Below are 13,895 nucleotides of genomic sequence, written 5' to 3'. Positions count from 1 at the left end.
GCTGGTGAGTGGTTAATCGTTCGGCCTGCGTGGGTGGTTGATCGTTCGGCGTGCGTGGGTGGTCAGTCGTTTGGCGCTTCGCGCCGGGGGAGGGGGCGCGGGCGGTGGCGGATGATGGCCATGGTCAGCAGGGCGAAGCCTGAGATGACGAAGATGAAGCGGACCGTGCTGTTGAACAGTCTCAGCTCGACGCCGAGGTAGCCGGCCACCTGGAGCAGCCAGAACAGGGCGAAGCAGAGTGTGTATTTTCCGATGCGGTGCGGCTCGTGGTCGGCGCCGTACCAGCGGGGCACCCGGCCGGTGGCGAGGATCCGGATGCCCATCGCGAGCAGGCCTAGCCCGGCGACCGCCATCACCACGTTGATCCACGCCATGAAGTCCATGTGATGTGTGTACCCAGCGAAGGCAAACCGTCCACATAGATCGGTCGTCGATCGGGGATGGCGCCGGCATGGGAGAACCGCTGAAAGTAGCCGAGCCGGTCGGTCGTGCTGGTCGTCGCCCTGATTCTGGTGGTGGCGGCCGTTCTGGTCAGGCGTCGGCGGGAACGATCGGGTGCAGAGTGACCTCGCTCAGCGACCCTTCCGAGACCGTGGCGGTCAGGTAGGTGGCGTGGGGCTGACGTCGGCGGTCGGTCGGCGAGCCGGGGTTGAGCAGGCGCAGCCCGTTGGGTGCCGGGGTGTCCCACGGAATGTGGGAGTGGCCGAAGACCAGCACATCGGCGTCCGGGTAGGCGGCGGCGCAGCGCTTCTCCCGCCCGTCCTTGCCCCCGGTCTCATGCACGACCGCGAAGCGCACCCCTTCCAGCGTGACCGTCGCGACGAGCGGCAGCCGCGCCCGCAACCCCGGCCCGTCATTGTTGCCGTACACCCCGACCAGCCGCTTCGCCCGCCCCAGCAGCGCGTCGAGCGTGGCCTCGTCGACCCAGTCCCCGGCGTGGAACACCACGTCGGCCTGGTCGACCGCGGCCCAGAGCGCGGCCGGCAGCTTCCGGCTGTGGGTGTCGGACATCATCAGAAGTCGCACACCCCGAGATTACGGCGGGATCTCGCCGGAGCCCCGGGGGATCAGGATGGCCGGGATCCAGAACTCGCGGGGCGGGACAGCCAGACCGTCGATGCGCTCGAAGAGGGCCCGGACCGCGGTGTGGCCCATCCGGGCGGGATCGGCGTCGACGACCGTGACGGCGGGTTCGAGCAGGTCGGCCAAGGGGAAGTCGTCGAAGCCGACCAGCGCCACGCGGCCGTGCGCGCCGCGGCGGCGGAGCGCGCGGAAGGCGCCGATGGTGATCGGGCTCTGGGCGGTGAAGAGCGCGGTCGGTGGGGACGGGCCGTCGAGCAGCGCCAGCGTCGCGTGCTCCGCCGACGCGGGGTTGCGCACCACGTGCGCGATGAGGCCGGCCGCGCCCAGGGCGGCGAGATAGCCGCGGTGCCGGTCGCTGGCCACCTCGCCGAGGTAGGCGATGTGCCGATGGCCCCGGGCGATGAGATGCCGGACCGCGTCCCGGCTGCCGGCCGCGCCGGTGGCGAGGACCGCGTCGACGGTGCCGCGGCGCTCGACGAGCACAGCCGGGATGTCCGGAAATGATCGGGTGTCGGCGCCGCCCGCGGCGATGATCAGCCCGTCCAGGAGCGCCGGCGGGCCGGGGCCGGAGCCCGGTGGCACGCGCGCGGCCAGTACCCGCACCCCGCGCGTCCGGGCCTCGTCGTCGATGGCCCGGTGCAGCGCCGCCGGGACCTGGTCGTCCAGCAGCAGGCCGATGGTTCCGGTGCGGCGGTCGTTGCGCCGGAGCAGGCCGGCGGCCAGGTGCGGGCGGTAGTGCAGCGACGCGACGGCGGCGTGCACCCGGGCGGCCAGGGCCGGCGCGACCGTCGGCTCGCCGTTCACCACCCGGGACACGGTCTTCAGGCTCACCCCGGCGGCGCGTGCGACGTCGTTCATGGTGGGTCGGGATCCTCCGGGCACCGCAGACCCCCAACGTCGCTGGTTGCAACAGTTCCGAAACTCATTGTTGACAGTCGATGCCCGTAGTCGTCTAGTAGGGACAACGTTGTCTCGAAACGCGCGGGGGCTGAATCGATTCGGAGGGGACATGCGCCATCCACATGCGATGCGGTCCACGATGGCCGCATGCGCTGCCGTGATGCTGATCTCGGGAACCGCGGCCTGCGGCGGTGACGACGGCGGCAGCGGCGGCGGCGACAAGCCGGTGGTCGGGCTGATCACCAAGACCGACACCAACCCGTTCTTCGTGAAGATGCGCGAGGGCGCCAAGAAGGCGGCCGACGCCCAGGGCGTCGAACTGCAGTCCTTCGCCGGCAAGCAGGACGGCGACAACGAGGCTCAGGTGCAGGCGATCGAGAACCTGATCTCGGCCGGTGCCAAGGGCTTCCTGATCACCCCGAGCGACTCGAAAGCGATCGTCCCGTCGATCGACAAGGCCAAGCAGGCCGGCCTGCTGGTCATCGCCCTGGACACGCCGACCGACCCGGCCGACGCGGCCGACGCCACCTTCGCCACCGACAACCGGCAGGCGGGCAAGCTGATCGGGCAGTGGGCGAAGGCGAAGTTCGAGAAGGAGGGCAAGCAGGCCAAGATCGCCATGCTCGACCTGAACCCGAACGGCGTCTCCGTGGACGTACAGCGGGATCAGGGTTTTCTCGAGGGGTTCGGCATCCCGGTGGGCGACAACAACCGGATCGGCGACGAGAACGACCCGCGGATCTCGGGGCATGACGTGACCGACGGCGCCGAGGACGGCGGGCGTACCGCGATGGAGAACCTGCTCCAGAAGGACCCGGCGATCAACCTGGTCTACACGATCAACGAACCGGCGGCGGCCGGCGCCTACCAGGCGTTGAAGGCGGCCGGCAAGGACAAGACGGTCACCATCGTGTCGATCGACGGCGGCTGCCCGGGCGTGGACAACGTCAAGGCCGGCGTCATCGGCGCCACCTCGATGCAGTTCCCGCTGAAGATGGCCGAGGACGGCATCGCCGCGATCGCCGCCTTCGCCAAGGACGGCACGAAGCCGCAGGCGTCCGCGGGCAAGAACTTCGTGGACACCGGCGCCACCCTGATCACCGACCAGCCGCAGACCGGAGTCGACGCCAAGGACTCCGCCTGGGGCAAGCAGAACTGCTGGGGCTGATCATGACGACCGCCGTGAAGGAGCCCGAGTTCGACACTCGGCAGCACGACTCACTCGGCCTGCGGATCCAGCACCTCCTGCACGGCAATCCCGTGCTCGGTCCGCTGGCCGTGCTGGTCGTGGCGATCATCGCGTTCTCGATCGTCAACCCGCGGTTCTTCTCCGCGCCCAACCTGTCCCTGGTGCTGGCCCAGGTCACCGTGATCGCGGTGCTGGCGCTGGGTCAGACCCTGATCATCCTGACCGCCGGCATCGACCTGGCCACCGGCGCGATCGCGGTGTTCTCGTCGATCCTGATGGCCAACTTCTGCGTCAAGCTCGGCCTGCCCGGCGTACTCGCGCTGGTTCTGGGTCTGCTCTGCGGCACCGCGATGGGCGCGCTGAACGGGTTCCTGGTCACCCGGATCAAGCTTCCGCCGTTCATCGTCACGCTGGGCACGCTGACGATCTTCTTCTCGCTCAACTCGGTGGTCAGCGAGAGCGAGACGGTCCGCGGCTCGGACATGCCGGACGTCATGTCGTGGACCGGCACCACGATCCCGATCGGCGGCTTCCGGCTGACGTACGGGTCGATCATCATGTTGGTGCTCTTCGCGGTGTTCTTCTACGCGCTGGGGCGCACGGCGTGGGGCAAGCATGTGTACGCCACCGGCGACGACATCGAGGCGGCCCGCCTGGCCGGCATCCGCACCAACCGCGTGCTGTTCTCGGTCTACACGGTGGCCGGGCTGCTCTACGCGGTCGGCGGCTGGATCCTGATCGGCCGGCTGGCGTCGGCCAGCCCGAACGTCGGCACCGAGTACAACCTCGACTCGATCACCGCGGTCGTGCTCGGCGGCACCAGCCTGTTCGGCGGCCGGGGCGGCGTGCTCGGCACCCTGATCGGCGCCCTGATCGTCGGCGTGTTCCGCAACGGCCTGCAACTGGGCGGCGTCGAGGTGGTCTGGCAGGGCTTCGCGATCGGCCTCCTGGTCCTGGTCGCGGTGTCGCTCGATCAGTGGATCAGAAAGGTGAAATCGTGACGACTCCCGTTCTGGAGGCACGTGGTCTCACGAAACGGTATGGGCGGGTTACCGCGATCGAGGCCGGTGATCTCGAGCTCTACCCGGGCGAGATCCTGGCCGTGATCGGCGACAACGGCGCCGGCAAATCCAGTCTGATCAAGGCGCTGTCCGGGGCGCTGATCCCGGACAGCGGCGAGATCTACCTGGACGGCCGGCGGGTGGTCTTCCGCAACCCGATGGAGGCGCGCGACGCGGGCATCGAGACCGTCTACCAGACCCTGGCCGTGGCGCCCGGCCTGGACATCGCGGACAACCTCTTCCTCGGCCGGGAGCAGCGCAAACCCGGAATCCTGGGCTCGGTGTTCCGGATGCTGGACCGGTCGGCGATGCGCGCCGAGGCCCGGCGGCACATGTCCGAGCTGGGCATCGGCACGCTGCAGAACATCGGCCAGGCCGTCGAGTCACTCTCCGGTGGTCAGCGGCAGGCGGTGGCCGTGGCCCGGTCGGCGGCCTTCGGCAGCCGGGTGGTGATTCTGGACGAGCCGACCGCGGCGCTGGGCGTGAAGGAGAGCAACCGGGTGCTCCAGCTGATCCGCGACGTCCGGGACCGCGGCCTGCCGGTGATCCTGATCAGCCACAACATGCCGCACGTGTTCGAGGTGGCCGACCGCATCCACATCCAGCGGCTGGGCCGCCGGGCGACGGTGATCACCCCGCAGTCGCATTCGATGTCCGACGCCGTGGCGATCATGACGGGAGCGGCCCCACCGCCGGAACACACCGCGTGAGAAAAGATCCCGCACACGAATCCACAACGGAGGTGTGCGGGATCTTTCGCTGTATTATTCCCGATCAGAGAATCACTGATTCGGCCGGTTGTTCGTCCGACAAGGCGCATGCGATCCTGAGTGGCCTGACAAAATTTGACGCAATTTAGCGCGGGTCGGAGCGTGTTGCGTGGCCATCGCCCTTCCGGGTCGGGACCGGTTACCGCCGGGTCCGAGGCGTGACTTCGTCGAGGCCCTCCATCGCCTCTACGACTCCGCCGGTCAGGTCGCTTCACGGCAGATCAGCCGGGCCATCTTCAAGAGCACCGACCTCGAGTCGGTCTCGCACGAAACGGTCAGCGCGACCCTCAAGGGTGTCGTGGTGCCGAGCTGGGCCAAGGTCAACGCGATCGTCACGGTCCTGAGCCAGCAGGCGACGCCGCCCCGGGACACCACGCTGGTGCTCCAGGAGATGCAGGCATTGTGGATCAACGCCCGCAAGCCGGCCGACGCGGCCGAGCCGGGCGACGACAGCGACGACACCAGCGACAAAACCGAAGACACGGGCGCCGATCCGGGCCCCGAGCTGCCGGATCCGCCGGCGGTCCCGCCGCCCGTCCCGGCCCCGGCCGCCGCCACGCCCGAGGACGATCGGGTGGTCGGCGAGATACCCGAGCGCAGCGCCCAGTTCACCGGCCGGGAGCCGCTGCTCGACACGATGCGGGCCAAGCACCTGGCCCACGGCGAGGCGCCGCTGGTGCTCTACGGCGTCGGTGGCGTGGGCAAGACCCAGCTGGCCCTGGAGTACGTCGTCCGGTACGGCAGCGCGTACGAGCTGGTCTGCTGGGTGCCGGCCGACCGGGTCGCCGCGGTCAACGCCGCCCTGGTCGGCCTGGCCGGCCGGCTCGACGTGACGCCCCGGGCGAACGCCGGGCAGACCGTCACCGCCGTGCTCAACCGGCTGGAGAACCAGGGGCTGAGCTTCCTGCTGATCTACGACGGCGTGGACGACGAGGAGATCCGCACCCTGATCCCGTCGATCGGCGGGAACGTCATCGTCACCACCCGCGACCCGAGCTGGGCCCGGGACAACACGAACGAGCCGCTCGAGGTGCTCGACTTCGAGGAGGCGGAGGCGGTCGACTTCCTGCGCAAGCGCGACCCGGCCATCGACGACGAGCTGGCCCGCGACGTGACGCAGCGGCTCGGCCGGCTCCCGCTGGCCCTGGAGCAGGTCTCCGCGCTGCGGCTGGCCACCGGCATGCCCTGGGCCGACCTGGTCGCGCGGCTGGACGACCCGGACGCGGGGCTGTTCCCCGAGGGCGCCGAGCCCGACTACTACCCGCGCACCGTCTCGGCCTCCCTGCTGCTGGGCCTTGATCAGCTGCGCCGGGCGAACCCCTCGGCCGCCCAGATCTTCGAGCTGTTCGCCTGGTTCGGCAGCGAGCCGGTGCCGCTGCCGCTGCTCCGGCAGGGCCGGGACGGCGACGTCACCCGGCCGCTCAAGCGCCTGCTCCAGCAGCCGATCGAGCTGGCCCGGGCGGTCCGGGTGATCAGCCGGTACGGCCTGGCCCGGCTGCACGCCGACCAGCGCATCGAGGTGCAGCCGCTGATGCGCCTGGCCCTGCGCGACCTGCTGCCCGAAGAGAGCCGGGTGCGTGCCCTGCGCAACGTGCAGGCCATCCTCACCGAGGCCGGGCAGGGCTGGCCCGACCGGCTGAGCCACTGGGACATGCACCGGGCGGTCGCCGCGCACGTGACGCACGCGCGGCTGATCCATTCCACCCGGCTGGCGACGGCCCGGGTGGTGCACAACCAGATCCGGTACCGCTATCTGACCGGCGACCTGGAGGACGCCCGGCGCCTGGGCGAGGCGGCCGTCACCGCGTGGCGGAAGCGCTCCGACATGGGCCCGGACAACGAACTGGTGCTGCTGGCGAGCCGGGAGTGGGCCAACGCGCTGCGTGCGCTCGGGCATTACGACCAGTCCCGGGAGATCACCGCGGACGCGATGGGCCGGATGCGGGCCGACCACCCGTACGCGCTCGAGATGGCCCGCAGCCACGCCGCCGACCTGCGCATCGCCGGGGAGTACCGGGGTGCTCTGGACCTCGACCGCACCACCTACGAGCGGGCCCGGGAACTGCACGAGGACGACCACGACCGGGTCGTCGCCAGCCGCCACAACCTGGCCGTCTGCCTGCGCCTGCTGGGCGACTTCCGGGAGGCCGAGGAGATCGACCGGGACGAGGTACGCCTCCAGCGCAACCGCCGCGGCGACGCTCACAAGCGCACCCTGCAGTCGGTCAACGCGCTGGCCGAGGACCTGTTCGGGCTGGGCCGGTTCGCCGAGGCGGTCGAGGTGCAGACGGCCGCGCTGGAGGCGAGCGGGTCGGCGCTCGGGCCCGGCGACGAGGCCGTGCTGCTGGCCCGGCGGATGGTCGGGGTGGGCCACCGCCGTCGGGGTGACGCCGAGGTGGCCGCCGACCTGCTCCAGAGCACGTACGAGGACAGCGCCGGCGCCTGGGGCGACAAGCACGAGAACAGCCTGGCCGCCGCCCTGAGCTACGCGAACGCCCTGCTCGCGGCCCATCGGAGCGGCGAGGCGTACGCGCTGGCGATGGATGCCGTCGCCGGGTACGAGCGGGTGTTCGGGCACACCAACCCGCTCACCCGGGCGGCCCAGATCGACCTGGCGGTGATCATGCGGGCCCGTGGCGACCGGGCCGGCGCCCGCCGGCTCGACACGGTGGCCCTGGACGGGCTGCGGGCGACGGTGGGTGAGCGGCACCCGTACACGGTGGTGGCCATGACGAACCTGGCCACCGACCTGGCCTACGCGGGTGACCACGCCGGCGCCTACGCCCAGTCGCTCCTGGCCTGGCGGACCGCGGCCGAGATCCGCGGCGAGCGGCATTTCGACACGCTGGTGGCGGCGGCCAACCTGATCCTGGACCGGCGGGCGGCCGGTGAGCACGCGGCCGACGCGCCGAGCCGGGAGTCGGTGCTCGCCGGGCTGCACGAGGCGGTCGGCGCCGATCGGCCGGTGGCCACCGGGGTGGCCGGCGAGCAGCGCGCCGAGGCCGACGTCGAGCCGCCGTCAACCTAGGAGATCTGGTTCGGCGTAAAGCAGCCCGGGCCGTCAAGTGTTGTCAAGAAAAGCGGGCATTTGAACGGGCGCGTACGCGCGCTCGTTTACCCTCACGCACGAGGTGTGTCCCTGGGTGGGCACACACATCGCCCGCCTTGGAGGCCCCATAATGGATGTCAAGCCCGCTCCGCGTGACCAGGGCTTTGTTCCCGTGTTCGACGTCTCCAGGGTGTCGCTCGCCCAGTTGGTGCGGAGCAACCCTCCGGAGATGACCCGGTCCCTTCGTCAAGTGATCAACACGCTGGACGATCCGAACGGTGTGATCTCGGCGTTCCAGTCGTTCGCGTCGGACAGATGACCATGGCCGCCCGAGAGGCGGTCCGAGAGGCGCACCGGTCCGCGGCCCGCTGGCCGTACGCCGAACTCGACCCGGCCGCCCTGCGCGCCACCGGCTGGACGCCGACCCCGTTCCGGGAGATCGTGCTGAAGGTTCATCAGCGCTGCAACCTGGCCTGCGACTACTGCTACGTCTACGAGCAGGCCGACCAGAGCTGGCGGGACCGTCCCCGGATGATGTCCGAGGAGATCCGCCGGGCCGCCGCCGGGGCGATCCGCCGCCACGCCGAGGAGCACGGCCTGAACAGGGTCCGGATCATCCTGCACGGCGGCGAGCCCCTGCTCTACGGCCCGCGCCGGCTGGGTGAGCTGGCCGCCGAGTTGCGCGCCGCCGCCCCGCCGGGCTGCACGGTCGAGATCGGCATGCAGACCAATGGGGTACGCCTGACCGAGGCGACCGTCGCGGTGCTGCGGGAACACGACGTCAAGTGCGGCGTCAGCGTGGACGGCACCCAGCGTGACCACGACCGGCACCGCAAGCTCAAGAGCGGCGAGGGCAGCTTCACGGCCGTACAGAATGGTCTGGATCTGCTCCGGCGGCCGGAGAACCGGTCGCTCTACGCGGGGCTGCTGTGCACGGTGTCGCCGGACACCGACCCGGTGGAGACGTTCGAGCAACTGGCCAAGTTCGAGCCGCCGGTGATCGACTTCCTGCTGCCGCACGCGAACCACGAGTCCCGGCCCTGGTTGCCGGCCGGCGCGTCGCCCACGGCGTACGGCGAATGGCTGGTGAAGGCCTTCGACCACTGGTATCTCGGGCGGCCGAGCCAGCCCACCCCGCGCGTCCGGCTGTTCGAGGACGTGATGCGGATGGTGCTCAAGGGCAGCAGCAGCAGCGAACAGATCGGTCTGAGCCCGTCGGCCACGCTCGTGATCGAGACCGACGGCGCGATCGAGCAGGTCGACGCGCTGAAGTCGGCCTACGAGGGGGCGGGCGCCACCGGGCTGGACGTGACCCGCGACGAGTTCGACGCCGCGTTCGACGACCCGGGGGTGGCCGCCCGCCAGATCGGCCTGCGCGCGCTCTCCGACACGTGCTTGAGCTGCCGCTTCCACCCGGTCTGCGGTGGCGGCCACTACGCCCATCGCTACCGGCCGGGCGATGGGTTCCGTCAGCCCTCGGTCTATTGCGACGACCTCCGGCTGCTGATCGACCACATCCACCACCGCCTCGAGGCCGACATCCAGCGGATGATGGCCATGGGAGAACCGTGACGACCACCTACCACTCCGTCAGCCCGCCGACCTTCGCCGCGATCGCCACCGGGCGGGGCGGCGGCGACGCGATCGAGGAACTGCACGCCGCGCAGGTCAGCAAGCACCTGATGTTGATCATGCACCTGCTGGAGGCCTGGCCCGACACGGCCGCCGCGCAGGCCGCGACCGATCTGCTGGAACGCTCCCGGGCCGCCGCGCCTGAGGCCTTCCAGGAGATTCTGGGAGCGCCGCTGGTCGGCGCCTGGTCCGGCATCGCCGTCCGGGCGCTGGAACGGGACTCCGCCCAGCGGGCCGACTTCCTGCATGTCAACACGCTGGCCCTGCGCGCCGCGGCGGCGGCCGGGATCGACGCGTCCCTGCCGGTGCCGGTGAACTCCGGCGTCGTCGTGCTGCCCGGCTGGGGTGCGGCCTCGGCCGGCGACCGGGCTTCGGCCGGCGACCCCGCTTCAGCCGGCGCCCCGGCCTCGTCCGACCGGGCCGAGGTGCTCGCGTCGGTGTCCGCCGGCCGGGTTCGGGTGGGTGACGTCGAGGTGCCGGTCCCGCCGACGGCCGCCGCACCGGGCTGGCAGCCGCTGCGCCACCTGACCGGCGACGGCATCGACCTGGAACTGGACGACCTGCACCCGTACCGGCACGGGCACCACGTGCCGCCGGCGGCCCGCCTGAGCGACGAGGCGGTCGTCGCGTGGCAGGCCGGTTTCGCCGCGGCGTGGGAGCTGCTCGCCGACCGGCTGCCCGAGCGGGCGGCCGAGCTCCGGGCCGGGCTGCGCACCCTGGTCCCGTTGCAGCAGACCGACCGGGCCGCGCGCAGCGCCACGATCCGGCACGCGTTCGGCGTCTTCGGGCTGACCCTGCCGCCCGCGCCGGACGAGTTCGCGGTCACGCTGGTCCACGAGTTCCAGCACTCCAAGCTGAGCGCGCTGCTCGACCTGGTGCCGCTGACCGACCCCGAGGACACCGGCCGCTACTTCGCGCCGTGGCGTACCGACCCGCGTCCGCTGCCCGGCCTGCTCCAGGGCGTCTACGCCTTCGCCGGGGTGGCCGACTCGTGGCGGGCGCTGCGCGGCCCGGACCGGGCCGGCGCGTACGCCGAACGACAGTTCGCCGAGGCGCGCATCCAGGTCGACTGTGGACTGATCGCGGTCGAGCGCTCCGGCGCCCTGACCGCCGACGGTGAGGCCCTGGTGTCCCACCTCCGCCGCAGCGTCGACGAGATGCTGGCCGAAGACGTTCCACAGCGGACGGTGGACGATGCGGAACGCGCCCTGGCCGACACCTTGAGCGCGTGGCGCGAAAGGAACGGTCTCTAGGTCGGCGGGGCCTCGATGTCGGCCGCCAGGCGGCGGCGCTCCTCGGCCGCCGCCACCTCGGTGTGCTCGGGGCCGAGCGCCTTGGTCAGCTCGGCCAGCGACTCCTGGTAGACGTCCTCGCCGTCGGCGCCCTGGTCGAGGGCCAGGTTGATCCCGCAGACCGAGCGGTAGGGGTGCTCGGCCCCGTTGCGGGCGTCGTGGCGGGCGGCGCGCCCGGGGTCGGAAGGGTCGACGCCGAAGGCTCGTAGGCTGCGTTCGTAGAGCAGCGCCGACAGGTCGCGGGCCCGCTGGGTGTCGCCGGCGGCCGCGTGGTCGGAGGCCAGGGAGACGCCGGCCGACATGGTGAACGGGTGCTCCGGCCCGAGCCGTTCGGCCAGTCCGTCGAAGGACGCCTGGTCGAGGTCTCGTGCCGCTTCCACATCGCCCAGCGTGCGCAGGTTGATGCCGGCGTTGACCTGGGCGGCCAGGGTGAGCGGATGGTCGGCGCCGAAGTTGACGCGGTAACGGCCGATCGCTTCGTCCAGCAACTCGGCCGCGTGGTCGGGCGCCCCGGCCTCGCGCCGCGCGTTGGCGAAGCTGACCGCCGCGGCCAGGGTGAACTCGTGGTCGGCGGTGAACCGGTCGCGCACCTGGCCGTGGTTCTCCTCGATGACCTCCAGGGCGCGGGTCAGGCGGCCGAGCTTGCGCAGGGTGATCGCGTACGTCCGGCCGGCCAGCAGCCGCTGCGAGTTCTCCGGCCGGGTGATCTGGCGCAGCGTCGGCAGCCAGCGCTCGATCAGCGCCACCGCATGCGAGTACGCCCCCATGCTGTAGTAGCTGCGGGCCTGGTTGAGGTAGGCGAAGACCAGTGACGGCTCGGTGCCACCGGCGTTCTCCCACTGCTCGCCGATCTCGCGGTCGAGGGCCAGCGCGTCGGTGTAGCGGCCGGTCAGCCGGTAGTCGACGGCCAGGTTGGCCTTGGCGCGCAACACGTACGTCTCGGCGGGGTCGAACACCTCGAGGTGGTTGCGGACGTTGCCCGTGTCGAAGTCGAGGGCGTCCTGGTAGCGGCCGGCGATCCGCAGGTCGAGCCCGATCTGGTTGGCGTTGATCAGGGTGAACTCGTGCAGTTCGCCCAGGCTGCCGCGCATGCCTTCCCACGCCTCGGACATGATGTTCGCCGCCTCGGTGCTGAACCCGAGGGTACGCAGCGCGTTCGCCTCCTGGGCCCGGGCGAGCAGGGTGAGCTCGCCGGTCGGGCCGAGCCGTTCGTGCCACGTCTCCTCGGCCCACCGCCGGGCGGCGCTGGTCGCGAGGTAGCGGGAGTTCTCGTAGTCGCCGCTCAGCCAGAGGAAGCGCGCGTGGTCGAGCACCAGTTGCCGGCCCTGGAGCGAGTCGGCCTCGATCATCGCGGCCGGTTCGATGTGTGGGCCGATCTGCACCTGGCGGTCGTAGCCACCGTGTTCGTCGGGGTCACCGGGGTTGGCGGCGATCAGCACGTTGCGGACGTTGCGCAGGGTCTCGGCGCGCTGCCCGTCGCTGAGGGTGTCGCGCAGCACCCGCTGGACCAGCCGGTGCACCTGGACCCGCTGCGACGGGTCGACCTTGGCCAGGCCGTACCGGCCGAGCGTGCGGACCGCGCGGCCCATCTCGATGCGGGAGTTGAGCACCACGCGCAGCGGCTCGCTGGTCTGTGCGCCGCTGCCCCGGCGCAGCAGGGAGATCGGCACCGGTTCGCCGCCCAGATAGGCGAACAGCGAGAACAGCTGCGCGACGCCGTCCTGGTGGCCGCGGAACGTGTCCAGCGCCAGCCCGACGAACGCGGCCACCGAGAGGTGGTAGTCGGCCGGCTTGCCCTCGTCGAGCAGCTCGCGGGTGTGGCTGTCGAGCAGCTCGATGTATTCGCTGACCGGCATGGCCGTCGCGAGGTACCACGCCGCCGCCTGCTCCAGGGCCAGCGGCAGGTCGCCCAGCCGGTCGGCCAGCAGTTCGGCGTCGGGGCCGGAGATCTTCTTGTCGCCGCGCTCGGTGGTGCGCCGGCCGAGCATCTCGACGCTCTCGTCACGCTCGAAGACATCCACCTCGAGCGACGGACCGGACGAGCCCCACTCTTGATTGCGGGTGGTCACGATGACGTGCCCGCCGGTTGTCGGGATGAGTTGCTCGAGGTCGCCGGGGTCGTCGGCGTTGTCGTAGATCAGCAGCCAGTCGCGGTCGCTGCCGGCCAGCACGGTCAGCACCGTACGGGCGGTCTCCTGGAGGTTCTCGGTCACCGGCAGGTTCAGCTGGTCGGCCAGCTCGCGCAGGGCGGTCAGCACGGTGGTCGTCTGTTCGGCCGGGATCCACCAGATCAGGTCGTACTCGTCCTGGTGACGGTAGACGTACTCGGTGACCAGCTGGGTCTTGCCGACACCGCCGATGCCCTGCAGCGCGTGTGGCAGCACGGCCAGCTTGGAGCCGCTCTTCAGCTGTTCGACCAGGCGGTCGAGCAGCGAGGCGCGGCCGGTGAAGTGTTGGTTGCGGCCCGGGACGTTGCCCCAGATCATGCCGGTCCGGGTCATCCGGTGGATGGGCTGTTCGGCCGGGCGGGTGTCGGCGCGTTCCAGCTCGCCGACCAGGGACGCGGCGTCGTCGGTGGCCAGGCTCGGGTGGTCGCGGCTGAGCAGCCGGGTCAGCGCCTGGAGCCCGCCGGCCTGGGCCGCGCAGGCGCCGGCGATCGCCGCCAGGTCGGCGCGGGTGTCGTCGGAGCGTCGTGGGTCGAACGGCAGGGGCAGTCCACTGGTCAGGTTGATGACGATCGCGTCGCGCATCTCACGCTCGGTCAGCGCCGGCACCCTCAGAAGAATCTCGAGCAATCTGTCGAAACGGTCACGATCGACCACGTCGGACACGGGTTTCTCTTTTCCGCCGGACCCAGACCTCTGGGCGAAAAGAATATCCGAATGCCCGGTCACGAGGAATCGCCGGATTTGCTGGATG

At 71.1% G+C, this 13,895-nt stretch carries 11 protein-coding genes; 7 read left to right on the top strand and 4 right to left on the bottom strand.

Features of this window, described 5'->3' with window-relative positions:
• Positions 1-62: 62 nt before the first annotated feature.
• From AB0O15_RS38435 to AB0O15_RS38425, 3 genes are all read right to left on the bottom strand, one after another.
• Positions 63-383 carry a hypothetical protein gene (locus AB0O15_RS38435; protein ID WP_364329723.1) on the bottom strand — a complete coding sequence of 107 codons (321 nt, stop codon included), beginning with the start codon at positions 381-383 and terminating at the stop codon, positions 63-65.
• A gap of 148 nt (positions 384-531) precedes the next feature.
• The gene (locus AB0O15_RS38430) at positions 532-1,026 is read right to left on the bottom strand and encodes a metallophosphoesterase (protein WP_364329721.1); all 495 of its coding nucleotides are present in this window, start codon (positions 1,024-1,026) and stop codon (positions 532-534) included.
• A 9-nt stretch (positions 1,027-1,035) separates the two neighbouring features.
• Positions 1,036-1,941 (bottom strand): LacI family DNA-binding transcriptional regulator, encoded by a 906-nt coding sequence (locus tag AB0O15_RS38425; protein WP_364329718.1) that lies wholly within the window; start codon positions 1,939-1,941, stop codon positions 1,036-1,038.
• 202 nt (positions 1,942-2,143) lie between these two features.
• Here AB0O15_RS38425 and AB0O15_RS38420 point away from each other — a divergent pair, with 202 nt between their 5' ends.
• The 7 genes from AB0O15_RS38420 to AB0O15_RS38390 all read left to right on the top strand — a co-directional run bounded on the left by AB0O15_RS38420 (position 2,144) and on the right by AB0O15_RS38390 (position 10,937).
• A complete protein-coding gene (locus AB0O15_RS38420; RefSeq protein ID WP_364329715.1) occupies positions 2,144-3,151 on the top strand; it encodes a substrate-binding domain-containing protein in 1,008 nt (335 codons plus the stop codon).
• Between the two features lie 2 nt (positions 3,152-3,153).
• On the top strand, positions 3,154-4,173 hold the full coding sequence (locus tag AB0O15_RS38415) for an ABC transporter permease (RefSeq protein ID WP_364329712.1): 1,020 nt from the start codon (positions 3,154-3,156) through the stop codon (positions 4,171-4,173).
• Positions 4,170-4,943, top strand: a complete 774-nt coding sequence (locus AB0O15_RS38410) for an ATP-binding cassette domain-containing protein (RefSeq protein WP_364329709.1) — start codon at positions 4,170-4,172, stop codon at positions 4,941-4,943. The genes AB0O15_RS38415 and AB0O15_RS38410 overlap by 4 nt, the downstream gene beginning before the upstream one ends.
• Positions 4,944-5,112: 169 nt before the next feature.
• The gene (gene fxsT / locus AB0O15_RS38405) at positions 5,113-8,031 is read left to right on the top strand and encodes an FxSxx-COOH system tetratricopeptide repeat protein (protein ID WP_364329706.1); all 2,919 of its coding nucleotides are present in this window, start codon (positions 5,113-5,115) and stop codon (positions 8,029-8,031) included.
• 151 nt (positions 8,032-8,182) lie between these two features.
• Entirely contained in the window at positions 8,183-8,371 is a 189-nt protein-coding gene (locus tag AB0O15_RS38400; RefSeq protein ID WP_364329703.1) for a hypothetical protein, read from the top strand.
• Complete coding sequence (locus AB0O15_RS38395) at positions 8,368-9,624, top strand: FxsB family cyclophane-forming radical SAM/SPASM peptide maturase (protein ID WP_364329700.1); 1,257 nt, start codon at positions 8,368-8,370, stop codon at positions 9,622-9,624. Before AB0O15_RS38400 ends, AB0O15_RS38395 begins: the two co-directional genes overlap by 4 nt.
• Entirely contained in the window at positions 9,621-10,937 is a 1,317-nt protein-coding gene (locus tag AB0O15_RS38390) for an HEXXH motif domain-containing protein (protein WP_364329697.1), read from the top strand. Before AB0O15_RS38395 ends, AB0O15_RS38390 begins: the two co-directional genes overlap by 4 nt.
• Here the strand turns inward: AB0O15_RS38390 and fxsT (AB0O15_RS38385) are convergent.
• Positions 10,934-13,807, bottom strand: coding sequence for an FxSxx-COOH system tetratricopeptide repeat protein (gene fxsT / locus AB0O15_RS38385; protein WP_364329694.1), 2,874 nt, complete (start codon positions 13,805-13,807; stop codon positions 10,934-10,936). The genes AB0O15_RS38390 and fxsT (AB0O15_RS38385) overlap by 4 nt on opposite strands.
• Between the last annotated feature and the right edge of the window lie 88 nt (positions 13,808-13,895).

The sequence above is a fragment of the Actinoplanes sp. NPDC089786 genome (genome assembly GCF_040684855.1).
GTDB lineage: Bacteria > Actinomycetota > Actinomycetes > Mycobacteriales > Micromonosporaceae > Actinoplanes.
Note: the sequence above shows the minus strand (reverse complement) of the source record. Positions and strands in the feature narration are given on the sequence as shown.

Coding starts and splice junctions, on each gene's coding strand:
- AB0O15_RS38395 (WP_364329700.1), top strand. CDS start 8,368: ATGACCATGGCCGCCCGAGAGGCGGTCCGAGAGGCGCACCGGTCCGCG.
- AB0O15_RS38420 (WP_364329715.1), top strand. CDS start 2,144: ATGCTGATCTCGGGAACCGCGGCCTGCGGCGGTGACGACGGCGGCAGC.
- AB0O15_RS38435 (WP_364329723.1), bottom strand. CDS start 383: ATGGACTTCATGGCGTGGATCAACGTGGTGATGGCGGTCGCCGGGCTA.
- AB0O15_RS38425 (WP_364329718.1), bottom strand. CDS start 1,941: ATGAACGACGTCGCACGCGCCGCCGGGGTGAGCCTGAAGACCGTGTCC.
- AB0O15_RS38415 (WP_364329712.1), top strand. CDS start 3,154: ATGACGACCGCCGTGAAGGAGCCCGAGTTCGACACTCGGCAGCACGAC.
- AB0O15_RS38400 (WP_364329703.1), top strand. CDS start 8,183: ATGGATGTCAAGCCCGCTCCGCGTGACCAGGGCTTTGTTCCCGTGTTC.